This is a genomic window from Natrarchaeobius versutus (genome assembly GCF_041205745.1).
Taxonomy (GTDB): Archaea; Halobacteriota; Halobacteria; order Halobacteriales; family Natrialbaceae; genus Natrarchaeobius; species Natrarchaeobius versutus.
Genome location: NZ_JBGFCC010000007.1, coordinates 274,402 through 295,074 on the forward strand (window position 1 = coordinate 274,402; position 20,673 = coordinate 295,074).

Sequence of the window (20,673 nt, forward strand, 5' to 3'; positions counted from 1 at the left end):
AGGACCCACATTTATTTAGAAATGGCCGGTCTAGACCGGCAGTAACGCCGCTCGAGTTCCGGCCCGGTCGGTGGATCGCGGAGGTGCGCGAATCGCTTCCGGTACGCGTATTTCCCGTTCGGCGGCGGCGAACGACAGTGTATCGGCCGGCGATTCGCCCTGCTCGAGCCTCGGCTCGTCCTCGGCCGAATCCGCCGATCCGTACGGGTCGAGGAAACGGCACTTTCGCCGACACCAGCGTTGACGTCGCGTCCCGGGGGACCCCGTCTGGGTGTGGGTTCGGCGGTGAGCGGCCGCTTCCGAGAGGGGAAAGATCGAATCCTCACTCACCGTTCGGCATGCGTCTGCGCGTCGAACCCGCCGCGGACGAGGGGCTTTGCGATGTGTCGGCGGGCACACGGCGGCACCTCGTACCACCCTTCCTCGAGGTCGCGCTCGAGCGGGATCTCTGTTTTTCCTGGCGCGTCAGTGTTGCACTCGCGACACCGGTAGCCCTGATTCCGGCCGGCGCTCTCCATCGTCCGCCCGCAATCGGAGCACGTAGGCGTCACCCGCTCGGTCCGCACGAGTTCGCGGACGGCGAACTTCTCGAGTTTGAGCGTGCCGTCCGACACCTCGCCGCAGGCGGTGATCCGGTCGCCGGCCCGGAGCGCCCGGACGTGATCTCGGAAGCGCTTGGTCGGTTCGAAGGCGGCACACTCGAGAGTGGGCGCGTCGTCGGTCCCAACGGTTCCGGTGCCGTCGCTCTCGACGCCTCCCGCGCCGTCACCATCGGTGTCGTCGTCGGAGACCGGCGGCTCTGTCTCGAGCGGGAAGAAGACGTGTCCGCCGCGACGGGTTTCGGGATCGCTCGCGACGTGACCCGCGAGTCGGTAGGCGCGGCCGTCGCGAACGTCGGCGATCGTTCCGTCCCGGAGGTGGACGTCGGTTCCCTGGTTGGTGACGAACAGGCGCCTCGAGGCGACGGGTTCGCTCTCGATTTCCGTGGCGACGCGCCGGACGGTCTCGGGGTCGTCGCCGCGGATGCCGTAGAGGATCGGTCCGGGCGTGTGCGGGACGCAGACGGTCTCACCTTCGCCCCGATCGACGGTGTCCCAGGCCTCGGGATAGCCGCGATCGGCCGCCGCGAAAACGCTCTCGACGTCGACGTCGCGGGTCGTTCCCCACGTTCCTCGTTCGCGGTAGGCGATCAGTTCGGAGGTCCACTCCTCGAGTTCGCGCCAGCTTCCGATGGCGGCGAGCGCGCCGATGCGCCCGCGGCCGTCGCCGGCGTGCCAGGACCGATAATCGTGGCGGTCGACGAGCGCCGCCGCGTCGTCTATCTCGAGGTGGTCGCGGATCGCTCGGCGCGCGAACTGACCGACGTCTTCGGGAATCGCCGCGGGCTCGGCGGGGTGGTCGGCGACGACGAGTCCCGGGTTCGTTCGGTCGTCGGCGGTCTCGGCGAGCGACTCGAGTTCGGCGCGTGCGACCTCGAACGCCCGGTCGAGGTCGCAATCGGTGTGGATCGCGAGCGCGGCGTTCCCGCGAGTTTTGTACTCGACCGCGGGGTTGAGCCTGACGAGGAGGATCCGGCGAACGGTGTCGGTCACGTCTTCGGACGCATCGTCCGCCGCCACCTGAGACAGCCGCTCGGCGATCCGTGCGGCGGCGTACGTCGTACACATTCCGCGTTCTCGCGAGTCGGTATCGTCCAGTCCGACGACGGTCATCGTCGGTGGTTAGACCGCGAGGACGTAACGCCTTTCGCAACGAAGCGTCGGGTTCCGCGGATCGAACGACTCCCTCGGGACGGAACTCATATATAAGCGTACTGTCGACTCGAGACCAAAATTGCGACACAGCATCCGGGTATCCGGGGGAAACACTGATGTATGAGGAATCGCTTACATCACCCTATGTCTCGCTCCGCACTGGTCGGAAACGTAACCGCGATGCTAGAGGACGCTGGGTTCGTGGTGAGCGACCGGTGTGCGATCCGTCCGAAGAGTTTCGACGTCGCCGCGCGTCGCGGCGAGGATCTCATCCTCGTAAAGATCCTGGGGAACATCGACGCGTTCAACGAGGCGACCGGCCACGAGATGCGCCGACTCGGTACCTACCTCCAGGCGACGCCGTTAGTCATCGGCCTGCGCAGTCGCGACGAGGACCTGAAACCGGACGTGGTATACTTTCGCCACGGCGTCCCCGTCTTCAGCCCCGATACGGCCTACAACCTCTTCATCGAGAACGTTCCGCCGCTGATCTACGCGGCACCGGGCGGGCTCTACGTCAACATCGACGGCGACCTCCTCGCCGACGAACGCGAGGACCGCGACTGGAGTCTCGGCCGACTCGCGAACGAACTCGGCGTCTCCCGGCGGACCGTCTCGAAGTACGAAGACGGTATGAACGCCTCCGTCGAGATTGCCATGGCGCTTCAGGAACTGTTCGACGCGCCGCTGACTAATCCCGTCGACGTCCTCGAGGGGGCCGACGACGTCCACGAGACCGAGGCCACCCCTGACGATCCGGAGGCCGATCCGGACGATGAACAGGTCGTCACCGTCCTCACCCGAGCCGGATACCGCGTTCACCCGACGGTCAGATCGCCGTTCAAAGCCGTCAGCCGGGACGAAGAGGACGTCGGCGAGGAGGTTCTCCTCACCGGTCACTCTGAGTTCACAAAGACCGCCGAAAAACGCGCCCGGATCATGAGTTCGATCAGTCGGGTCACCCGAACGCAGTCGGTGTACGTCGTCGACCGCGCGAAACGCGACTCCGTCGACGGCACCGCACTCGTCGAGCGCGAGGAACTCGAGCAGTTCCGTCACGCCGACGATCTCCGGGACGTCATCCGGGAACGAGCCGAGCGCGAAGAAGCGGCCTGAGGTCGCTCCCGTTCGGCGTTTTTTGTCGCCTCGATCGAAGCGAGTCGATGCCAATCGATCAGGCGTACGTCCGCTCTAGATACTCGACGATATCGTCGCTTTCGGGCATTCCCTCGACGTCGGTTGCTTCGTCGGTGATGACCGGGACGCCGGTTTGTCCGCTTACGCGCTCGACTTCCGTCCGGTCGTCGTGTGACCGCGGGACCTCGATCACGTCGTACTCGAGTTCGAGTTCGTCGAGTTTCGAGCGGACTTTCGCACAGTACGGACAACCGGGAAGTTCGTACATCGTGATATCTGCCATGGGACGTGGTAACCGGTTGAAACCTAAGAGAGCGTCGGTCGACACTCAGATTGCCGGCATCGACGAGATGCGACACATCGAAAATTGGGTGTGTGAACTGATCGGGTTTTGGATCGATGTGCTGTCGATCGAAGGGAGTGAAACGCCTCGAGATCAGAAGACGACCATTCCGGCCTCGACGGCGAAGTAGACGACGAAATACGCGACGAACGCACCGGCGAGTATCCACTGGCCGAGCGAGACGTCTCGAGCGTCGCCGATCGCGGCTTTGACCAGCGGATAGCTGATGATACCCGCGGCGAGTCCGTTCGCGATAGACGTGGTCAGCGGCATTACCGTGATCGTCAGGCCGGCACTGATCGCCCACGCGGGGTCCTGCCAGTCGATGTCGGCGACGCCCTGGAGCATGATGATGCCGACGACGACCAGCGCGACGTACGTCGCGTACTGCGGAATCGCCTGTACGATCGGGACGATGAGCAACGCGAGGAAGAACAACACGCCGACGATCAACGCGGTGAATCCGGTGCGGCCGCCCTCTTCGATCCCGGTCGAGGATTCGATGTAGGTCGTGACGGTCGAAGTGCCGATCATCGCACCGACGGTCGTCCCGACAGCGTCGGCCATCAGCGGCTTCTCGACGTCGGGGAGGTCACCCTCCTCGTCGAGGAAGCCGGCGATCTGGGAGACGCCGATGAGCGTCCCCGCGGTGTCGAAGAAGTCGACGAAGAAGAACGTGAACACGACCAGGACGAAGATGATCGGATCGTCGGCGATCATGCCGAGTCCCTCGACGAAGCCCCAGAACAGCGGCGTGAAGTCGTACTGGACGGAGAGGAGCATCGAGAGGATCCCGTCGTTCGTCGCCTGCTCGTAGGACCCCGGGGGCGTGAGGACGCCCGGTGTGACGGTTCCGGCGATCGTGAGCCCCCAGCCCGCGATCGCGGTCGTCACGATACCGATGACGATCGATCCGCGAACGCCGCGTGCGTACAACAGCAACGTCAGGAACAGACCGGCGAGCGAGAGCGCCGCGACGGGGCTCTCGAGGACGTTACCGAGCGTGACGAGCGTCGCGTCGTAGGGGACGACGACCTGCATCTCCTGCAATCCGAGAAACAGCAAGAAGACACCGATACCGGCCCCCACCGCGAACTTCACGGGTTCGGGGAACAGTTCGATGATATACTTTCGTGCACCAACCGCGGTCAGCGCGATGAAGATTATTCCCTCGACGAAGACGGCGGCGAGTGCGAGTTGCCACGGGACACCGAGAATAACGACGACGGTGAACGTAAAGAAGGCGTTCAACCCCATTCCCGGCGCAAGCCCGAACGGCCGGTTGGCGTACAGCGCCATCACCAGTATCGCGACGATCGAAGCGAGAATGGTGACGACGGTGAGCATCTGGACGACCTCGGCCCCGGTGTAGGCCACCCCGTTTATTACGGTTTCGTCCGTGAACTCCCCGGTTTCGTGGTCGAAGAGGATCGCATCGCTCAAAATGGCCGGATTGACGACGATGATGTACGCCATCGCCAGAAACGTCGTCACCCCCGCGATCGCCTCCCGTCCGTAATTTGTGCTGTGCTCGTCGAACTCGAAGTAATTCGCGATCGGATCGGAAGCCCCCATGTTGGACGCTCGAGCATAGATAGAGCGGAGAGTTAAAAGTTTTCGTCCCGCTCTCGGTTTCGGTATACAAATACGTGAATATATCGTCGTCTGTGAAGCTCTCACTCGCGGAACGTCGACCGATCGACCCCATTCTCCTCGAACGGCCGGGGAGAGCCGGTCGCCACCGACGGTTCGGTTCGACGCCGAAACTGACTGGGCACGGAACCGGAGCGTACTTTTGTCGCAGTTCCGTTCACCGACACGATGACCGAGGAGTTCACCCTCGAGGTTCCCGTCAGATACCGTGACCTCGACCCGTTCGATCACGTCAATCACGCCGTCTACGCGAGTTACCTCGAGGCCGCACGCGTCGCATACGCCGACGAGGTGTTCGGCCTCGCCGAAGACGAGATTTCGTTCGTGATCGCGAATCTCGAGATCTCCTATCGCCGGCCGATCACGCTCGGTGACGAACCGATCGTCGCGCTCTGGGTCACCGAGATGGGCGAATCGAGCTGTACGATGACCTACGAGATCCGCGTCGACGGCGACGTCGTCTCGACCGCGGAGACCGTCATGGTGTACGTCGATCCCGAGACGAAACGCTCCGCGCCGTATCCCGAGGACGTTCGAAAGCGAATCGTCGAGTACGAGGGTCTCGAGTCCGCCGACTGAGACTGGCCGTTATCGACTGAGACTGGCCGTTATCACGATTTACCAGCGCGGGCGGGAAATCGCGTTCGTTCCAAATCCGTCTACCGGCAGTCCGCCCGAATCGGTCTCCCGTCTCTGTCCCCCGAAACCAGGTCCTCCCCGACGCCGCAATCCGACCGTACGCTATCGGAGTCGCCCGCCGGTGAGTCGAACAACGCCGAAAACGTGCGTTTCGTCGGCGAGAGCGACCGATCGCTCCCGGAGGCGGGTGTGGGCGGTGTCGATCTTCTCGTCGAGTCGTAAATGTGGTTCGTTCTCGTACCGGAGTTTCGCCGTGGGCGGCGTCGAGAGAACGACGATCGCCCTGAAGACGGCGTTGACCGGCGGCGCGTACCACGCCTCGCTCCGGGCGGCGTTGGCGAGGACGACGTGACCGCCCGGGGAGACGAGGTTGCACCAGTCGTCGACCGAGCCCGCGGGATCCTCGAGCATACCGACGACGAACGTCGCGAGAATCGCGTCGATCGCTCCCGACTCGACGCCGACGGCCTCGAGGTCGGTCGCGCCGGAATCGTCCCCCGACGTATCCTCACCCCTTCGTTTGGGCTCGAGCGCAAGCGGTGGTCTCGTCGCGTCGGCCCGGACGACGTGGACGTTGTCGTAGGCGGCGGTCGCCTCCCGAGCCCGCTCGAGGACGGGCCCGGTGAAGTCGATCCCCACCACCGTTCCCTCGGGGCCGACGCGCTCGCGCAGATACGGCAGGTTCGCGCCGGTCCCACAGCCCATCTCGACGACGGTGTCGCCGGGCTCGAGCTGGCAGGCCGCGGCCACTCGCCGGCGGAGACGTGGGATCCCCGGCGCTCGACGGGCGATCACGTCGTAGAGGGATGCCCAGCGCCCGTAGAACTCCTGTGCTCCTTCCGAGGTCATCGATTCGAGGCTCATTGGTAGCGGGATCTCCGTCTCAAGAGAGCGATCTGACGTCGTCTGCGACCGACTCCGCATCGGCCCCGAGGACGTAGATCAGCGGTTCGATCCCCATCCCGCCGGTCTGATAGAGCACCGTCGCATCGGGTTCGGCGTCGACTGCGGCGGCGACGCTCGAGCCGATGTCCTCCGACTCGTCGAACTCGGCGGCGACGTGGCCCAGTTCCTCCAGTTCTCCGAGGAGTGTCGGGTCGTAGGTAACGTTGATCGCCGCCGAGACCTCCGCGCCGCGGTCTCTCGCGGCGAGTAACACCGTCGCAACGTGTTCCGAGACGCCGAACTCGGGGCTCGCGGGAACCGTCGTCTGTCCTTTGACGTCGAAGATCCGACCCGGGACGCCGGCGACGTCGTCGACACCTTCGGGGTCCGGCGTGCAGGCGACCAGATTCGAACCGACCGCAGGGATCAACGCCGTAAAGCCGCTCGCGTTCTCCAGAATGCGCAGGCCCCGTCGGAGCGACGAGAGGACGCGCTCGCTCGTTCGAAGCTCGTTCTCCGGGTCGTGAACCCGAAAGCTCGAGTCGTGTTCTGCGAGCTGGGGGACGGCCTCCTCGTGGAGCTGTGCGAGCAGGTCACCGCCGCCTTCGAGCTCCCGGACGAGGACTTCGATCTCGATCAGCGCCCGAACGGGCGTGACGTCACCCGCCGCAAGTCCGTCAGCGAGTTCCTCGACGAGTGTTTCGACCCGTTCGTCCGACGCCACGCGGTCGTTTGTCGTCACGTCGCCGTGGGCGTACTTCGAAACGGCGCTCTGGCTGATCCCGAGCATCTCGGCGACTCCGCTTTGGGTGAGTCCCCGCTCGCGCAACGCCGCGGCCAGCATCGAGCGCACCGTCGGCAGGAACTCGTCGACGACGATCTCTTCGACGAATTGCATCTCTTATCGATACCTACGGCCTCCCCGGGAATAACTTGTGGGTCCCGTCGGCCTCTCCGCCGAAACGGACTCTCAGGCCGGCCCGCGACGCTGATCGCACTCGAGTCGACGAGTTACTCCTCGCGCTCGAGTTGGTCGCCGCCGAACTCGTCGTCGCTCTGGATGCGCGAGGCTTGCGGACCGTCCTGATCCTGGTACTTCGAGCCGCGCTCGCTGCCGTAGGGGCGCTCGGCGGCCGTCTTGAGTTCCGTGAAGGTGAGCTGAGAAATTCGCATACCCGGCGTCAGGGCGACCGGCGCCGTCCCGAGATTCGATAGTTCGAGGGTTATCTGGCCCCGATACCCCGGATCGCACAGCCCTGCGGTAGCGTGGACCACGACGGCGAGGCGCCCAAGCGACGACCGTCCCTCGACGTGGGCGATCAGGTCCGGCGGAATCTCGACCCGCTCGTACGTCGTCCCCAGCACGAAATCGCCCGGATGCAAGATGAAGTCGTCGCCGTCTTCGACGACCGTCTCGGTGACGTACTCGTCGACTTCCCGTTCCGAGTTCGGGTGGATACAGGGGATGTTCGTCCGCTGGAACTCGAGGAACTCTCGACCCAGCCGGAGGTCGACGCTCGCCGGCTGAATCTGCAACTCGAGGTCGTCTATGGGTTCGACGACGAGGTCGCCGTCCTCGAGACGGCCCAAGATATCCGTGTCGGAGAGGATCATAGACGGTCAGTGGCACTACCGTTCGTAAAGTCTACCGAATTGTCCCGACGATGGGGTGAGAATCGGACGGTCGCCTGCGCGGGCGGATCACCGAGATTATACTCGGCGACCACGTCACGTCGGTCATGAAACAGGCCATCGTCGCCCGTACCGACGTCGGGATGGGACAGGGAAAACTCGCCGCACAGGTCGCACACGCGTCGCTCTCGGCCTACGAGAAGGCCGACAGTCAACTTCGAGATCAGTGGAAACGCGGCGGACAGAAGAAAGTCGTCCTGAAAGGTAAAAGCGAGCGCCAACTGCACGAACTCGCCGCGATCGCCGACAGCGAGGGGATTCCAAACGCCGTCGTCCGCGACGCTGGACACACCCAACTCGAGCCCGGAACCGTGACCGCGCTCGCGGTCGGCCCGGCGGCGGACGATCGGATCGACCGCGTCACGGGCGATCTCTCTCTGTTTTGATTTCGGCGAGAAGTCTCGAGGGGACGCGACGACCCTGCTCTGTCCCGGGCGGGCGATCTCCTGTCTCGCTACCGGACGATCTCTTGTCTCACCATCGGACGATGGAGTAGCACACGGCCTGAGACCGTCGATTACGCGTCAGTTTGCTCCACAAGTTGGAGATACGGCGTGACGACACACCGTTCGACCGCGAGTTCGACGAGTTCGTCGGACTCGTCGTAGCGAACGAGCCCGAGTCCGGTCAGGCGTGGCAGGTGATTGTGGTAGAGGTCGGTCAGAATACGCTCGTATCGGTCGTAGGAGGGATCTCTCTCCCTGAGTGCGATGTACTCAGCGAGATCCCCGATCGGAATCGCCGCCGGCTTCTGCGTGAGATACGCGAGCGCGTACTGCCGGCGCTCCGCCGAAAAGACGGCGAACAGGTCCGTGGCATCGAACTGCGGTGTGCCGGTCTCTCCACCGTTGGGATTACGTGTTTGAGGCTTCATGCTGTCTCCGTACTTCACCTACACGGCTCCCGTCTACCGACGACTCTCACGTTCCGACTTCAGCAGAGTACAGTCTTGGCTAGACCGCAACCAATATAGCCTTTGTTGTTCGTCATTCCGGGGGAAAATAACTGTTCGGAACGTGTGATTGTCACGGCCTCGTGTTACTCCTCGAGAAATCGCGGTTCGAATCCCGAATTCCCTTGCGATGGGCGCTTTTCGACCGTCACGACCCAGTCGGGTGCGTCCGAAACGGGAGTCTCGATCAACCACGCCGCCTCGATGCTGGCACCTCGAGCGAACGCCGTGGTTACGAGCTGTTCGAGCTCCGCTTCGAAGGCGTTCGTCGCGTTAGCCCGGTTCATCCGAGTAGGGTTCGAATCCATGATAGCACAAGTAGATCAAGGCCGGCTCGATCTCCTGTCGCCCGGAAGTCAGCAGCGATAATAACCGTGTCGGCGCGACGAAGTCGGCCGAAGCTGTCGCCTGATACGGATTACTGTACCGATGTATCGGCGGTGAGTCAAACCGTGTGAGACGAGTCTCGGTGGAGGAGTGCAGCGAGTCCACCGTTGCAACCGCCGCCCCGGTCGCGGGCGCGCCGGAGATGATACTGTCAGTAAATCGTATGAGACGGGCGTTTGCATCCGTCGGCGATCCAACGCTGGCCGACCTATGAACGAACCCGAAACGCACCGGAACGATCGCGCTCGCCCCAAACCGCCGACTCTTTGCGCCGGCGGTGCGAAGCGTCCGACGAATGCGTCCGGCACACCCCACAGAGCAGGCCGTCGGCATGACCTACTACGCCAGTGACGCCGACGGCGTCGGCGGCCGCCTGCGCGAGGACGACGAACAGTTCCGGGTGCGCGAACTCGAGCGATTCGAAACGGAGCCGGTCGACGCCCCGACCGACGCCTACCCCCACCTCGTCTTCCGGGCGACGCTTCGGGGTTGGGATACGAACGACTTCGCCGCCCGACTCTCCGACGCACTCGGCGTCTCCCGCGAACGGGTCGACTGGGCCGGGACGAAGGACAAGTACGCCGTCACGACGCAGTTGTTCTCGGTCTACGGCGCCGATCCCGAGGAGTTACCCGATGTCGACGGCGCCGACCTGGAGACTCTCGGCCGCGCGGGGCGCGGTCTCGAGTTCGGTGACCTCGCCGGAAACGCCTTCGAAATCGTCGTCACTGACCCCGAGCGACCGGCGAATGCGTCGGCGATCACGGACGAGCTACGCGACTTCGGTGGGCTCGAGACGGACGGTGACGACCGAGGGGATTCTACCCCCGACCGATCGATCGGCGTTCCCAACTTCTTCGGCCAGCAACGGTTCGGGAGCCGCCGGCCGGTCACCCACGAGGTCGGCCTCGAGATCGTTCGCGGCGACTGGGATGGAGCGGTGATGGCCTACCTCGGGAACCCGACCGACGCCGAACCCGACGGGACGCGAGAGGCCCGGCGATTCGTCCAGGAGACGCGGGACTGGCACGAGGCCCTCGAACGATTTCCGAACCGTCTGCGCTACGAGCGGTCGATGCTCCACGAACTCGCCGAGTGCGACGGCGAGCCCGAATCGGGCGATTTCAGGGCCGCCCTCGAGCGCGTCCCCTCGAATCTCCAGCGGCTGTTCGTCCACGCCGCCCAGTCGTACGCGTTCAACCTGATGTTGAGCGAGCGACTCGAGCGCGGCCTGGCGTTCGACCGGCCCGTCGCCGGCGACGTCGTCTGCTTTTCGGATACGGACGCACCCGACGGCCTCGAACTCCCCGATACCGATCGGCTCCAGCCCGTCGACGACCGACGCGTGAACTCGGTGACCCGACACTGCAAACGCGGGCGTGCGTTCGTGACCGCCCCGCTCGTCGGCACCGACACCGACCTCGCCGACGGCGAACAAGGCGAGATCGAGCGCGCCGTACTCGACGATCTCGACCTCGAACCCGACGACTTCGACCTTCCAGGCGAGTTCCACTCGAGTGGCACGCGCCGTGCGATCCTCGTCCGGACGACGCTCGAGTTCGACGACGACCCGCTGACGCTCTCGTTTTCCTTGCCGAAGGGATCGTACGCGACCGTCGTCGCCCGGGAGTACCTGAAGGTCGATCCCGTCGATCTCGGATAACACCATTCGCACGATCTGCTGTCCCCAGTTTCGGCGCAATCGCGACTCAAACGGCGGTTGTGCTGGAACACCGGCCCAGCAAACCGTCTCAGTCCTCGAACGTTCTTCATCGAACCAGTCGTCTTCGAAGCTTCGCCCGTGATCGGTGGGACTCGTCTCTCGACACAGTCGGCTATCCGATGGTGTCAGAAGGTGATGTCTTTATACGAAACAATCACGAGGATACACCGGGGACGCCAGATAGGATCTCCTCGCCTACCTGATCCGCCACTGCATGACGATAGCCAGAAGCCGACGCTAACTCGACGAACTGTATGACGCGATCGAAGACGCCGGCCACGCGATCGTCGACGCCTACGGGCTCACTGTCTCGGCCACCGAGAATTCGGCAATCGTCGCGTGGTTCGGGTTCCGCCTCGACGATGCTCCCGAACGAAACTGTGCCTCACCCGGTCACCAAAGGAGGAACTGATCGATGCAGTCGTTCTGAACTCTCATGCCGGTGAGGACGACTCCCCCGAGCGAGCCCGATCGAGTTCGATCACCACGATACTCCCTCGGGGATCGTTCCCCTCGAACGTGAGCCGGCCGCCGGATTTCCGAACGACCCAGTAGACGAACCAGAGACCGAGCCCGCTCCCGTGGTAGAGGTCGTCTTCGGACCTGACCTCATCGAGAATGTTGCGTTCCATCTCGGGAATTCCGGGACCGTCGTCCGCGACGCGAATTCGAACCGTCTCATCGACGTCGACTGAAACCGTAACGCTCGCTTGCTCCCGATCGGTGTGATGGATCGCGTTCTCGATCAGTTCAGCGACCGCGTCGCCGATTCGGTCCGTGGTGGTCGCAACCGCTTGATCTGGTGTGTCTACGGTCACATTTGCATCCGGATCCGCGTCGCCGACGGCCGTGACCGTGTTCTCGACAGCCGAGGCAACGTCGATCGGTTTCTGGCGATCCGGTTCGAGGAGTACCGTCGTCATCTTCCGTCCCTTCGTCGCGGTCTCGAGTAGCTCGGTCGTGTTCTCGAGGATGGCCGTTGCGTGGGATCCGACGTCGTCGGAGCTATTTTCCCGAATTATCTCCGCGTGCCCGTTGACCGCGTTCAGTCCATTCCGCAGGTTGTGCCGGAGGACGCGATCCAGCGTGTTCAGTTGCTGTTCCTGTTCGATCCGTTCGGTGACGTCCGTCTGGATCGAAACGAACCCGGTCACGGTGGGGTCGCCGTCGGTGCCGCTACTATCATCAGTACCGTTACCCCCATCCCCAGCCTCGGCGTCCCCGTCCGTAATCGGGGCGATCGTCTGGTGAGCGTGGTACGTCTCGCCCGATTTGCGCTGGTTGACGATCTGTTCGTCCCACCGTTTGCCCGCGAGGATCGTCTCCCACTGTTCCCGGTAGTACCGCTCGTCCATCCGCCCGGAGTTCAAAATCGCCGGCGTCTCGCCGGCGGCCTCGCTCGCCGCGTAGCCCGTGATCTCCTCGAAGGCGGGGTTGACGTACTCGATCGTTCCCTCTCGATCAGTCAAGAAGATCGCGTGACCAGCCGATTCGATCGCCTTGCGAAACTGATCGAGTTTTCGCTCCCTGCGCTTTCGTTCCGAAATGTCGCGACTGACGGCCAGGATCCGCTCCTCTCCGTCGATCTCGATCTTGTTCATCCAGACCTCGACGGGGAACGTCGATCCGTCCTTTCGCCTGTGTCGCCCCATCATTTCCCGATGCGAGCCAACGTCCATCTCCCGCCACAGTCGTTCGAGTTTTACCCGCGATGCCTCCGTCTCGAACTCGGTAACGTGCATCGAGAGCACCTCTTCTCGATCGTAGCCGAGATTCTCGAGGTGTTTCTCGTTGACGTCGATCACGTTCCCGCCGACGTCGTGAACGATGATCACGTCCGGTGATTCGTCGAACAGCACCTCGAGCCGTTCCCGGTCTCGCTCTCGCTCTCGCTCGCGAGCCTTCCTGTCGGTGACGTCGTGAATCGTCCCACAGATCGGCGAGTTGGAGTCGGCGTCGATATCGCCCACCGACCGAGACTCGGCTTTAGCGCGAACCCAGCGAGTGTCGCCGTCGTCGGTCACGATTCGCACGACGACGTCGTACGGTTCGCCGTCTTCGATCGCCCTCTCGAGGGCCACTCTGACCGTCGACCGATCCTCCGGGTGAAATCCCTCGAGCGCTTCCTCGAGGTCGGGTTGGGTGACCGAGTCGTCGTCGATCGACCGGTCGAACAACTCGAACACGTGGTCGCTCCACCAGAGCGACTCCGACTCGACGTCGTACACCCAAATGCCGACGTCGACGAGTTCCTGGAGCGTCTCGAACAGGTGTGCTCGTCGCTCGACCCCCTCGAGACGCGGCCAACTACCGCCTGATTCGTACGCTGTCTGGCCGATCGACGCCGAGCGGTCGTCCGACGCCACTCCCGCGGCTGTCCCGTCATCCGCGTGGCCCGAATCGTCGTCGGCGACTTCGTCACGGTCCAAGCATCGATTCTTCCCGGTACTGCGAACGTCGAACCACCGGACGAGCAAGTCCTCGTCGCGGCCGACGCGTGTCGTTCGGACGCTCACCCGCTCACGAGCGCCACCACACTCGACCGAAAGCGGCGACCCGTCCGCCAGTCGTTCGACCTCTCCTTCACTTGCGAGTGCACGTCGGTACGCCTTACGCTCCTCGGCCGGGTGAACAGAGAGCAACGATCGGTCGGTCAGTTCTGCCGCCGATCGGTCGAACAGGGCCTCCGCAGCCTCGTTTGCCCAGACGATCCGTCGATCCGTCACCGTCGCGACTAGACACGGTTGATCCGTGGTCTCGAGAAGGAAACGCGCCGAAAGCGACGAGACCGATCTAGCATTATTATCAACCATTAGAGTTGTTCCCCCACCATATTCAGCACATAATTCTGGTCGTAAATCGGTTCTCGTGTCATATCACGCGACAAAACGCACATTTAGTTACAATATCTTACAATTTAGGTGCAGCACGGATGAATGTTCTGGCCAGAGTTACGACCGCGACAGACCTCACCGTCGCAACCGGACGACGGCCGTACAACTCACGACGGCACAGTTCAACACGTCGCGTGGTCAAGGTCGCACGAAAAATCGGAGTACACACCAGGTGGTGCCACACTCGATCGAAACCGATGGACCGATGTGGGACTACCGGTCGAACTCAGTTCTCTGCTGCGACGTCTCCTTCGTCGACGTCGACCGAGGTCGCCTCTTCCTCCGCGACTTCGTCGGGGTGGGCCTCGAGCGTCGCCTTCTGGATCTCGACGCGTCGAAGCGGGTAGATCGTCTTCGATTCACCGTAGATTGCAGAGGAGAGTCGACCCTCGACGACGCTCGAGATGAGTTCCTCGAACGTTCGCTCCGCGGCGGCCTCTTCGACCATCTCGACCATCTGTTCGCGGATGGCTCGCTCCTGGCTCGCGTCGGCCTTTTTCGTCGTAAACGCGACCGGCTGGATCTGGACGCGGTAGTCGTCCGTCGTGAGGACGGTGACGTAGGCCTCGATCTTCGAGGCGCCGCGTCGGACCAGCGAGCGCAGGTAGTCGCGGGTCAGCGAGTGCGCTTTGAATTCGGTGTACGCCGAGTCGCTCCCGACGTCGGTCACCTTGAACGTGAGCTTCGTGTTGTTCTCGCTGGCGTTGTTGTTCAACTCGCCGAGCGTCGTCTCGATCGTTCGGTCGTAGACTTTTTCCGGTTCGTCAGCGGGTGTCTCACCGAGTTCCTGGCGGTCGAACTGCTCGGGTGCCAGAATGGTGTACCACCGCTTTTCTTGTTTCGCACGTGAAACTGATCGTTCACTCATTGTGTATCGTGTTCGTGATTACTGTCGGACGCCTCCCGCGTCCGTCGGTCGTTCGCTCTGTCCTCGGAATCGTCCCCAGATCGGTCGTCCCGCGTCTCTCGTCCGTACTCGACGACCTCCATCGCCACCTCGAGGTTGACCGCGTAGTCGTCGACCGTCGAGTGCAATCCGCCGGTCGTCTCGCGCTCGATTCGGGTGACGATCGCATCGTCGTCGCCCGTTCGGTCGACGCCCGTATCCATCTCGTCGGTGTTGTCCGGACACAGTGTCCGGGCGAGGAGTTCGGACTCGTCGTGTCTCGTTCGAATCGTCGCTCGCCGACTCATAGCACACCCCGTACCGTCTCGATGACCGTCGAATCGTCCACCGACGCGTCGTATCGCAGATAGCCTCGGCGACGTCCGACGTCGTACTCGACGCTCGGTTCGTCCCCTTCTCTCGATTCACTCGAGTCAGGTGTCGCGTCCGCGAGATCGCGGGCGACGCGTTCGACGGTCGCCGCGATCGACTCGCGGCCGTGGGTCGCGATCGCGGCCTCTCCGGAACCGATCGCGAGCACCGCGGGCTCCGGAGCACGGTAGGCGGCGACGATCCGGGCGACCGTCTCGACCGGCCCGTCGTCGATGCCGACGACGGACAGGCCGTCGTACCGGCCGGTCGACGCCGCCGCGAGCGCACGATGTGCGCTTCGACCGTGTTCGCGCCAGGCCGCGAGTGTCGGCTCGCGGGCGTCGTGGCCCATCGCGAGCGCGGCACCCGTCCCCGGCTCGGACCGCGCGATCGCCTCGAGGACGTCGGCGTAGCCGCCGACCGTCTCGAACGGCCCCTCCGGCGTCGCGTACGGCCGCAGGATCCGTTCGACCGACTCAGCGGCTGTCGCGACCGCTCCCTCGGCGCCAACCGCGTCGAGGGCGACGAGCGAGCCGATCGCCCGCCGGTCGTCGCCGTCGAGATCGGCGACCGAATCGACCGCCACGTCGACGGCCTCAAGCGCCGCTCGGGCCGCGTCCGGATCGCCCGACCACGGCGCCGAGAGGCGCGTCGAGTGTGCGATGCCGTCGACTGGATCACGGGTCGGAACCGCGACGCCCGGTCGGCGATCGACCAGTCCGCGTTCCCGTGCGGTCTCGAGGATCCACTCGCTCTCGCCCGCGCCGGGATCGACCCCGGCGGACACCAGTCCGGCGAGCGCCAGCACTGGGTCGGGCTCGGTGTCGAGATTGCACACCAGATCGACGGCCGCAAGTGTCGCGGGGCGATCCGGCGCGCCGAGTCGCGGAACGTCCGCGTCAACCGCACCGACGGCAAGCGTCAGATCTCGAGCGCTGGCGGATTCGTCCGCCATCGTTCGGACTCGCCGGGTTCGTTCGGTGACGGTCCCGGTGACCGTCACCTGAAACGGCGTTCCACGTCCAGCGAGCGCTCTCGCGACGAGCCCGCTCGCCGCCAGCGCGTCACCGTCCGCTCGTGTGACGAGCTGAACGAAGTTCGCACTCTCGACGTCGAAAGCGGCGGATGCGTCCGTGGAACGACCGTCTGTGGACATCTAGTTCTCGTCTATGAGTTCCTTCGCGACGTCGTAGGAGTACGAGAAGTCCGGCTCGAGTTCGTCGCCGCGGTAGTAGTCGACGAGACGTCGAACCTTCGACTCGGTGTTCTGTAGGGCGCGTTTGTTCTGGTAGTCCTGTGGATTCGCTCGGACGTGTTCGCGCAGACGCACTGCACGTTCCATCAGGTTACGCAGGTCCTCGGGAACGTCCGCTCTCGCGTCGTTCTCCTCGAGGATCTCGGTAATCTTCTTCCCGGTCGCCAACTTGGCGTCCGGGACGGGCGTTCCCGTTACGCCCTCGTCGCGAAGCTTGATCCCGATCTGACTCGGATCGTGACCCTGCTCCGCCAGTTCGACGACCCGCTGTTCTACCTTCTCTGGGTCGACGTCGCTCCACTCCGGTGGTTCGTCTGCCGCCGGCTTGTCCGAACCGGACGAGCCGCGACGGCGCGTGTGCATTCGTGCCATTTTCGAGGATAGGAACCGCACTGACCGCTCGAAACGTGCGACAGCCGACTCCCGGCTATCGGTGCACTTCCGCAATCCCAAGCCGTCCGAAAGAGCGGACGACGAGTCGGATTTGCGGCCGTGCGCTTCCCACAGACCGGTACCGTCGGCCCGGACTAAAGCGTTGCCATGTCCATCGATGTGCCACCCTGTGGTTCCGTGGCGCGGCTCGAGCGTTTCGAGGGGTTTATTTATTCGCCCGGAAAAGTGGAGAGTGCGAACGAGGGCTCGTAGATCAGAGGTAGATCACTCCCTTGGCATGGGAGAGGCCCCGGGTTCAAATCCCGGCGAGTCCATGAGCAAAAAAGGTTTTCAGGGCCGCTAACGCCCGAAATCCGTTCCCTCGGGGTTTTCTGATGTCACTGTTCGAGTCGATGCGTTCTCCGCGCTGATCGTACGTCATGTTCGGTTACAAGTCTGCGATGAATTTTCGTCGCTGTTCCATCTTCTCACGGTCTGTGCGTCGGTCGTAGTGGTGATCGAGGATTTCCGAGGAGACGTCGCACCGATCGCTGACGATCTCCTCGGGGACGTCCTCGCGGAGCTGGTAGGTGATCGAGCCGCGCCGGATGGTGTGCGGTGAGAGGCTACTCGGACACTCGGAGTAGTGGCCGTAGAACCGAGCCTCGCAGTCCTCCGGATCGCGATCGTGGGGACAGTCGTCGTACAGACACGGCTGGGTCAGCTGGTAGACCGTCGAACGGATCTGACCGGAACTGAGCCGTCCGCGGTCGCTCGTGATGAGCGGCTCGCGGCCGTGCTCGTCGACGACGTCGTGGCGATGAAATCGGATGTACTCGTCGACGACGTCGCAGTAGTAGTCGTCGAGCGCGAGCGGGCGCTCGGCCGGTTCCTTGTTCTTCAGCGGCGTCTCCATCTTGGGACGGTGGCGTAACCAGACGCACTGATCGTCCGGCTCGTAGTCGTCCAGGTCGATCGCCCGGAGCCCGCCCAGGCGAATCCCCGTGTGCCAGAGGATCGCGACGATGACGTGCTCGCGGCTCGCCCGCTTGTATCGCTCGAGGTAGCTCAGAATCGCGTGTGCGCGGTCTTGGTCGAGCATGGCGTCCCGCGCTTCCTCACCGCGGTCGACCTCGGGGAGCTTCACCCGCTCGCGCATTCCCTGTTCGACCGCGTCGATCGACGCGCAGAACTCGAGGAAGACGCGAAGCGTGGCGAGCTGGCCGCGGAGCGTGACGAGGTTGACGTCCTGCTGTCGCCAGACGCGGAATCGGTGGAGGTCCCGGCCGGTGAGGTCGTTGAGGTTCTCGAGGTCGGCCTCCTCGCACCACTCGACGAAGGAATCGAGGCGGTACTTGTGGTTCTGCAGCGTCTTCTTGCTCACCTCGAGTTCTCGGTGTGCGACATAGAGGTCGACGGCTTCGCGGGGCGAAATCGGCTCGAGGTCGTCGCTCATGGTTCACCCCGTTCGTCGTTTTCCGCCTCCGCTTTCGCGAGTTGATCGACAATCTCGTGGAGCGTTCCGTGCTTCTCCTCATCGCTCAGGTACTCCCAGTCTTCGATGGTTCGCATCGCCATCCGGCGCGCTTCGCCGACGTGGTCAGTATTCGTCGTGCAGTTACCGTTCATGGACCTCCTCCATGTGTTGGTCGTACTCCTCGTGCGTCTCTCCGGAGAAATCGCAAAGAACACAGTCGGTAGGGAAAGCCGCAAACTGCCAAGTGTCCCGCCCGCGCTGATCGCTTTCTGTAGTTACCCCCGGCGATCGTGCGGGCGACTGGCCGTTCTCACTCATGGAGACCTCCGTCGTCGATGATCAGGTCCTCGAGGTCGCCGTTGTCGGCCCCGTTCTCCTCGTCGGCCAGGCCGTCGGTGAACGTCTCGACCTCGCCGCGGAAGAGTCGGAAGAACTCTCGCGTGCTTTCCTCGGAACGAACCTGCGAGTGCTGTTTCGTGATCGAGGCGACCATCGACTCGAAGATCTGATCTTCGTCCTCGAGTACGTCGATGCCGTCGGAGAGTCGTCGGTAGGCGAGCATCTTCTGGAACCCGCGCGTGTTGACGACGGCCTCGATCTCTTCGTCGGAGAGTTCCGAGAGTTCGATCACTCGCCGCCACCTCCGTTTCGGTTATTTCCAACCGAAAGAGATGACACATCCGAATGTGAAAAGCAACCCATGCGTACTGATGGTGATGCTGAGATGCACGCAACGCGGAAGATCCGAACCGACGGTAGCTCTGTTGTCGTTACAATCCCGAAAGCAGCTCTAGAACGATCGGGACTGGAGGTCGGCGAGAACACGATGGTTAGTAGCATCGAAGACGGTCCTGTTATACTGTTACCGTGGGGTGAAGACGATATTCGATCATTGATGAGCTCGGACGAATGACGATCTGTTGAACCGCTTTCCACGGAGCGATTTTCTTTCTCGAGTTCCCAAAGCTCCTTCACAGAACGTGCTGCCAATTCCTCGTAGACTGCCGCAACAGCATCAGTAGCTCGTTCATTGAGACGTTCTCGCTGTTGATCCGTGAGGTCATCCGCGTTAATCATTCGCCACCACCTCCGTCGGTGACCGCGACCTGGATCCCGCACGCCTCCGCGCGGCGGTAGATGCTCTCCTCGAGCATCGCTTTGGCCTCGGGTGTCAGCGTGTAGCGGTTCGTCCGACCGTCGAGTTCGCTGCGCTCGAGAAGGCTGGCGTCGATCAAGACATCGAGGTTATTGTATAGTCTGCTGTGTAGCACCTCCTTACGATCCTCTTCGAGTCGTTCCTTGATCGCGAGCCCGTAGGGGTCCTCACCGATCGATTCGATGATAGCAATCGTTTCGAGCAGATCCCGCTGGAATCCAGTGAGATCGATCCAGTCGGTTCCGCCGTCGGCCATAATCTCCGGATCGTCGGCGATCTCGACGTTCACCTGACTCAGCGGAAACGGAGTGTCTGCGATGGTGGACACCTCGAAGCCGTGTTCCTCGAGCGTCTCCTCGACGTGTGCGACGTCGATGTCTTCGACGACGAAGTGGCCGAAGAACGCCTCGAAGCCGGTGACGATGCTCTCGGGGTCGCCGCCGTCGATCTCCTCGACGGCTTCGCGGAGTTCGTCGACGCCGATCCCGCCGTCGGCCACCATCTCGGGTTCTGCGTCGTAGCCCTTCGCCAGCTCGTCCGCACAGTCGCGACAGACATAGCCGTCGGGCGTGATTACCTCCTTCAGCCCATCGCACCCGGGCGTGTCGCAGGTATAGAGTTCGCGGTCCCTCATCGGCTCACCCCCTGCGCGCGGCGGGTAACCGCGTGGTCGTCGATCGCCGTATGGATCGCCGTCGGCGATCGGAATCCTTCACCGTGGATCGCGTCGAGCGTGTTGATGACCTCCGCGAGCGCGGCGTTCTGGTGGCGGAGTTCTCCAACGATCGCCTCGAGCGCGTCAGCCTGCCGTTCCGCCGGCGGTCGTTCTTCTCCGCCGTCGGTTGCGGCCCGAAGTCGACGCGGTGTGTTCGCAATCTCGTCCGAGACGCCGCCGTCTCCTTGAGCGCGAGCGCAGCGCTCACAAGCAGGTTCGCCGAGACGTGCGTCGTAGCCGTCCGCTCGAGCGCCGCAGGCGCAGCGAGCGTCAGACCTATTTGCTGGTGATACCTCTTGCCGTGCGTGGGGTTTCGGCCCCACAGTAGTTCCAAGGTTCATGCTCTGATCCACGGAGCTACCTTCTGGGCGGCGTTGCCGC

Annotated in this window: 22 protein-coding genes, 1 tRNA gene and 1 pseudogene; 6 read left to right on the forward strand and 18 right to left on the reverse strand. The window is 63.4% G+C overall.

The window, feature by feature from the left end; genetic code table 11:
• Nucleotides 1-105: 105 nt before the first annotated feature.
• A pseudogene (locus AB7C87_RS16885) lies at nucleotides 106-204 on the forward strand (cytochrome P450); the annotation flags it as partial.
• A 122-nt stretch (nucleotides 205-326) separates the two neighbouring features.
• Here AB7C87_RS16885 and AB7C87_RS16890 read toward each other — a convergent pair.
• The gene (locus AB7C87_RS16890; RefSeq protein WP_369730666.1) at nucleotides 327-1,712 is read right to left on the reverse strand and encodes a TiaS agmantine-binding domain-containing protein; all 1,386 of its coding nucleotides are present in this window, start codon (nucleotides 1,710-1,712) and stop codon (nucleotides 327-329) included.
• Between the two features lie 186 nt (nucleotides 1,713-1,898).
• On the opposite strand from AB7C87_RS16890, the gene AB7C87_RS16895 reads away from it, so the two are divergent.
• Nucleotides 1,899-2,870 (forward strand): transcriptional regulator, encoded by a 972-nt coding sequence (locus tag AB7C87_RS16895; RefSeq protein ID WP_369730667.1) that lies wholly within the window; start codon nucleotides 1,899-1,901, stop codon nucleotides 2,868-2,870.
• A 58-nt stretch (nucleotides 2,871-2,928) separates the two neighbouring features.
• Here AB7C87_RS16895 and AB7C87_RS16900 read toward each other — a convergent pair whose 3' ends face one another.
• Both AB7C87_RS16900 and AB7C87_RS16905 read right to left on the reverse strand, forming a co-directional pair.
• The gene (locus tag AB7C87_RS16900) at nucleotides 2,929-3,174 is read right to left on the reverse strand and encodes a glutaredoxin family protein (RefSeq protein ID WP_369730668.1); all 246 of its coding nucleotides are present in this window, start codon (nucleotides 3,172-3,174) and stop codon (nucleotides 2,929-2,931) included.
• Between the two features lie 153 nt (nucleotides 3,175-3,327).
• On the reverse strand, nucleotides 3,328-4,809 hold the full coding sequence (locus AB7C87_RS16905) for an NCS2 family permease (RefSeq protein WP_369730669.1): 1,482 nt from the start codon (nucleotides 4,807-4,809) through the stop codon (nucleotides 3,328-3,330).
• A gap of 246 nt (nucleotides 4,810-5,055) precedes the next feature.
• Between AB7C87_RS16905 and AB7C87_RS16910 the strand changes: the two genes are divergently transcribed.
• Nucleotides 5,056-5,466 carry an acyl-CoA thioesterase gene (locus AB7C87_RS16910; protein ID WP_369730670.1) on the forward strand — a complete coding sequence of 137 codons (411 nt, stop codon included), beginning with the start codon at nucleotides 5,056-5,058 and terminating at the stop codon, nucleotides 5,464-5,466.
• Between the two features lie 162 nt (nucleotides 5,467-5,628).
• Here AB7C87_RS16910 and AB7C87_RS16915 read toward each other — a convergent pair whose 3' ends face one another.
• The 3 genes from AB7C87_RS16915 to dcd all read right to left on the reverse strand — a co-directional run bounded on the left by AB7C87_RS16915 (nucleotide 5,629) and on the right by dcd (nucleotide 8,025).
• Nucleotides 5,629-6,390 carry a class I SAM-dependent methyltransferase gene (locus AB7C87_RS16915; RefSeq protein WP_369730671.1) on the reverse strand — a complete coding sequence of 254 codons (762 nt, stop codon included), beginning with the start codon at nucleotides 6,388-6,390 and terminating at the stop codon, nucleotides 5,629-5,631.
• A gap of 19 nt (nucleotides 6,391-6,409) precedes the next feature.
• Complete coding sequence (locus AB7C87_RS16920; protein WP_369730672.1) at nucleotides 6,410-7,309, reverse strand: thiamine-phosphate synthase family protein; 900 nt, start codon at nucleotides 7,307-7,309, stop codon at nucleotides 6,410-6,412.
• 113 nt (nucleotides 7,310-7,422) lie between these two features.
• The gene (gene dcd, locus AB7C87_RS16925; protein ID WP_369730673.1) at nucleotides 7,423-8,025 is read right to left on the reverse strand and encodes a dCTP deaminase; all 603 of its coding nucleotides are present in this window, start codon (nucleotides 8,023-8,025) and stop codon (nucleotides 7,423-7,425) included.
• A 125-nt stretch (nucleotides 8,026-8,150) separates the two neighbouring features.
• Here dcd and pth2 point away from each other — a divergent pair, with 125 nt between their 5' ends.
• Nucleotides 8,151-8,489: a peptidyl-tRNA hydrolase Pth2 gene (gene pth2, locus AB7C87_RS16930; RefSeq protein ID WP_369730674.1), complete on the forward strand. Its 339-nt coding sequence runs from the start codon at nucleotides 8,151-8,153 to the stop codon at nucleotides 8,487-8,489.
• Between the two features lie 131 nt (nucleotides 8,490-8,620).
• Here pth2 and AB7C87_RS16935 read toward each other — a convergent pair whose 3' ends face one another.
• Entirely contained in the window at nucleotides 8,621-8,977 is a 357-nt protein-coding gene (locus AB7C87_RS16935) for a DUF7344 domain-containing protein (RefSeq protein WP_369730675.1), read from the reverse strand.
• A gap of 164 nt (nucleotides 8,978-9,141) precedes the next feature.
• Entirely contained in the window at nucleotides 9,142-9,342 is a 201-nt protein-coding gene (locus AB7C87_RS16940) for a hypothetical protein (RefSeq protein WP_369730676.1), read from the reverse strand.
• A gap of 395 nt (nucleotides 9,343-9,737) precedes the next feature.
• Here AB7C87_RS16940 and truD point away from each other — a divergent pair, with 395 nt between their 5' ends.
• Nucleotides 9,738-11,105 (forward strand): tRNA pseudouridine(13) synthase TruD, encoded by a 1,368-nt coding sequence (gene truD / locus AB7C87_RS16945; RefSeq protein WP_369730677.1) that lies wholly within the window; start codon nucleotides 9,738-9,740, stop codon nucleotides 11,103-11,105.
• A gap of 494 nt (nucleotides 11,106-11,599) precedes the next feature.
• Here the strand turns inward: truD and AB7C87_RS16950 are convergent, their stop codons facing one another.
• The 5 genes from AB7C87_RS16950 to AB7C87_RS16970 form a co-directional block, all read right to left on the reverse strand.
• Nucleotides 11,600-13,978 (reverse strand): PAS domain-containing protein, encoded by a 2,379-nt coding sequence (locus tag AB7C87_RS16950; RefSeq protein ID WP_369730678.1) that lies wholly within the window; start codon nucleotides 13,976-13,978, stop codon nucleotides 11,600-11,602.
• 307 nt (nucleotides 13,979-14,285) lie between these two features.
• Nucleotides 14,286-14,927, reverse strand: a complete 642-nt coding sequence (locus AB7C87_RS16955) for a 30S ribosomal protein S3ae (RefSeq protein ID WP_369730679.1) — start codon at nucleotides 14,925-14,927, stop codon at nucleotides 14,286-14,288.
• Complete coding sequence (locus tag AB7C87_RS16960; protein WP_369730680.1) at nucleotides 14,924-15,253, reverse strand: KEOPS complex subunit Pcc1; 330 nt, start codon at nucleotides 15,251-15,253, stop codon at nucleotides 14,924-14,926. Before AB7C87_RS16960 ends, AB7C87_RS16955 begins: the two co-directional genes overlap by 4 nt.
• Nucleotides 15,250-16,473 carry an exonuclease gene (locus AB7C87_RS16965; protein ID WP_369730681.1) on the reverse strand — a complete coding sequence of 408 codons (1,224 nt, stop codon included), beginning with the start codon at nucleotides 16,471-16,473 and terminating at the stop codon, nucleotides 15,250-15,252. The genes AB7C87_RS16960 and AB7C87_RS16965 overlap by 4 nt, the downstream gene beginning before the upstream one ends.
• Nucleotides 16,474-16,944: a 30S ribosomal protein S15 gene (locus tag AB7C87_RS16970; RefSeq protein ID WP_369730682.1), complete on the reverse strand. Its 471-nt coding sequence runs from the start codon at nucleotides 16,942-16,944 to the stop codon at nucleotides 16,474-16,476.
• Nucleotides 16,945-17,207: 263 nt separating this feature from the next.
• Between AB7C87_RS16970 and AB7C87_RS16975 the strand changes: the two genes are divergently transcribed.
• Nucleotides 17,208-17,279 (forward strand) — tRNA-Ala (locus tag AB7C87_RS16975).
• A gap of 113 nt (nucleotides 17,280-17,392) precedes the next feature.
• Here the strand turns inward: AB7C87_RS16975 and AB7C87_RS16980 are convergent.
• From AB7C87_RS16980 to AB7C87_RS17000, 5 genes are all read right to left on the reverse strand, one after another.
• Nucleotides 17,393-18,400, reverse strand: coding sequence for a tyrosine-type recombinase/integrase (locus AB7C87_RS16980; protein WP_369730683.1), 1,008 nt, complete (start codon nucleotides 18,398-18,400; stop codon nucleotides 17,393-17,395).
• Nucleotides 18,397-18,573 carry a hypothetical protein gene (locus tag AB7C87_RS16985; RefSeq protein WP_369730684.1) on the reverse strand — a complete coding sequence of 59 codons (177 nt, stop codon included), beginning with the start codon at nucleotides 18,571-18,573 and terminating at the stop codon, nucleotides 18,397-18,399. Before AB7C87_RS16985 ends, AB7C87_RS16980 begins: the two co-directional genes overlap by 4 nt.
• Before the next feature lie 158 nt (nucleotides 18,574-18,731).
• Nucleotides 18,732-19,052 (reverse strand): hypothetical protein, encoded by a 321-nt coding sequence (locus AB7C87_RS16990; RefSeq protein ID WP_369730685.1) that lies wholly within the window; start codon nucleotides 19,050-19,052, stop codon nucleotides 18,732-18,734.
• A 442-nt stretch (nucleotides 19,053-19,494) separates the two neighbouring features.
• Nucleotides 19,495-20,211, reverse strand: coding sequence for a hypothetical protein (locus AB7C87_RS16995; RefSeq protein ID WP_369730686.1), 717 nt, complete (start codon nucleotides 20,209-20,211; stop codon nucleotides 19,495-19,497).
• The gene (locus tag AB7C87_RS17000; protein WP_369730687.1) at nucleotides 20,208-20,633 is read right to left on the reverse strand and encodes a hypothetical protein; all 426 of its coding nucleotides are present in this window, start codon (nucleotides 20,631-20,633) and stop codon (nucleotides 20,208-20,210) included. Before AB7C87_RS17000 ends, AB7C87_RS16995 begins: the two co-directional genes overlap by 4 nt.
• Nucleotides 20,634-20,673: the final 40 nt, after the last annotated feature.

What these genes read in the sequence shown, in the direction of transcription:
- AB7C87_RS16890 (WP_369730666.1), bottom strand. Translation starts at nt 1,712, where the DNA reads ATGACCGTCGTCGGACTGGACGATACCGACTCGCGAGAACGCGGAATG.
- AB7C87_RS16895 (WP_369730667.1), top strand. Translation starts at nt 1,899, where the DNA reads ATGTCTCGCTCCGCACTGGTCGGAAACGTAACCGCGATGCTAGAGGAC.
- AB7C87_RS16900 (WP_369730668.1), bottom strand. Translation starts at nt 3,174, where the DNA reads ATGGCAGATATCACGATGTACGAACTTCCCGGTTGTCCGTACTGTGCG.
- AB7C87_RS16905 (WP_369730669.1), bottom strand. Translation starts at nt 4,809, where the DNA reads ATGGGGGCTTCCGATCCGATCGCGAATTACTTCGAGTTCGACGAGCAC.
- AB7C87_RS16910 (WP_369730670.1), top strand. Translation starts at nt 5,056, where the DNA reads ATGACCGAGGAGTTCACCCTCGAGGTTCCCGTCAGATACCGTGACCTC.
- AB7C87_RS16915 (WP_369730671.1), bottom strand. Translation starts at nt 6,390, where the DNA reads ATGAGCCTCGAATCGATGACCTCGGAAGGAGCACAGGAGTTCTACGGG.
- AB7C87_RS16920 (WP_369730672.1), bottom strand. Translation starts at nt 7,309, where the DNA reads ATGCAATTCGTCGAAGAGATCGTCGTCGACGAGTTCCTGCCGACGGTG.
- dcd (WP_369730673.1), bottom strand. Translation starts at nt 8,025, where the DNA reads ATGATCCTCTCCGACACGGATATCTTGGGCCGTCTCGAGGACGGCGAC.
- pth2 (WP_369730674.1), top strand. Translation starts at nt 8,151, where the DNA reads ATGAAACAGGCCATCGTCGCCCGTACCGACGTCGGGATGGGACAGGGA.
- AB7C87_RS16935 (WP_369730675.1), bottom strand. Translation starts at nt 8,977, where the DNA reads ATGAAGCCTCAAACACGTAATCCCAACGGTGGAGAGACCGGCACACCG.
- AB7C87_RS16940 (WP_369730676.1), bottom strand. Translation starts at nt 9,342, where the DNA reads ATGAACCGGGCTAACGCGACGAACGCCTTCGAAGCGGAGCTCGAACAG.
- truD (WP_369730677.1), top strand. Translation starts at nt 9,738, where the DNA reads ATGCGTCCGGCACACCCCACAGAGCAGGCCGTCGGCATGACCTACTAC.
- AB7C87_RS16950 (WP_369730678.1), bottom strand. Translation starts at nt 13,978, where the DNA reads ATGGTTGATAATAATGCTAGATCGGTCTCGTCGCTTTCGGCGCGTTTC.
- AB7C87_RS16955 (WP_369730679.1), bottom strand. Translation starts at nt 14,927, where the DNA reads ATGAGTGAACGATCAGTTTCACGTGCGAAACAAGAAAAGCGGTGGTAC.
- AB7C87_RS16960 (WP_369730680.1), bottom strand. Translation starts at nt 15,253, where the DNA reads ATGAGTCGGCGAGCGACGATTCGAACGAGACACGACGAGTCCGAACTC.
- AB7C87_RS16965 (WP_369730681.1), bottom strand. Translation starts at nt 16,473, where the DNA reads ATGTCCACAGACGGTCGTTCCACGGACGCATCCGCCGCTTTCGACGTC.
- AB7C87_RS16970 (WP_369730682.1), bottom strand. Translation starts at nt 16,944, where the DNA reads ATGGCACGAATGCACACGCGCCGTCGCGGCTCGTCCGGTTCGGACAAG.
- AB7C87_RS16980 (WP_369730683.1), bottom strand. Translation starts at nt 18,400, where the DNA reads ATGAGCGACGACCTCGAGCCGATTTCGCCCCGCGAAGCCGTCGACCTC.
- AB7C87_RS16985 (WP_369730684.1), bottom strand. Translation starts at nt 18,573, where the DNA reads ATGAACGGTAACTGCACGACGAATACTGACCACGTCGGCGAAGCGCGC.
- AB7C87_RS16995 (WP_369730686.1), bottom strand. Translation starts at nt 20,211, where the DNA reads ATGAGGGACCGCGAACTCTATACCTGCGACACGCCCGGGTGCGATGGG.
- AB7C87_RS17000 (WP_369730687.1), bottom strand. Translation starts at nt 20,633, where the DNA reads ATGAACCTTGGAACTACTGTGGGGCCGAAACCCCACGCACGGCAAGAG.